This window comes from Alcanivorax sp. HI0083 (assembly GCF_001635175.1).
Window position 1 is genome coordinate 1 of record NZ_LWFX01000108.1, and the last position, 697, is coordinate 697.

Genomic DNA, 697 nt, shown 5'->3' on the forward strand with positions numbered 1-697 from the left:
GCGTCAATCAGCAATGCGGAACTCGAAGATTTTGAACTGGCGTTGTGGAAAGTCCGCGCTGATTTCCACATGTTGACCGTCATGGTCGGCAGCAAAACCTATATTTCCAATCTTGATGAGGCTATTGACCAGGCTCAGTCCGGGATTGATTTGTTACGCCGTGATGCAGAAGGTAGCGAGGAGCGCTCTCTGGTTGCTGACCTTGAAAAGAGCTGGGGTATTTTCAAAGCTGCTGCAGAAAGCAACACCATGGCGGAGCAGGGGTTCACCAACTCTTACACCATCCAGGATGTGAACGAGTTGCCAGTGGAGATGTCACTGCGCATGGAATCGTTCACAGGCACCACCGACGGCAAATACGATGATATTCGCGAGCTTTCCGCTTACCTTCAGCGCATGACCTCAGAATACCTGAATATCGCTGCAGACCCGGCAGGGGGGATGGCGTCGGGCTCGGATGAAGGTCGCATTGAATTCAAGGATGCCGTGCCCGAATTTGAGCGGATGCTGGCAGCGGCGAAAAAGAACCATGCCGATGATGAAGCCATCAGCCGCGCCTTGAATCAGGTAGGCGTCAAGTGGATGTTTATTCGTGAATCCATGGTCAAGTTTTATGAAAATGCGGTGTCTTATCTGATTTATCGGTACACCAACCAGATGGTGGACACTATGAGTCTGGCAATCAGTCTGGCGTCCA

General features: G+C 51.5%; 1 protein-coding gene. It reads left to right on the forward strand.

Annotated features, from left to right (window positions below):
* On the forward strand, positions 1-697 hold a 697-nt coding region (locus A3754_RS26940; RefSeq protein ID WP_063518630.1), incomplete at both ends, for a hypothetical protein.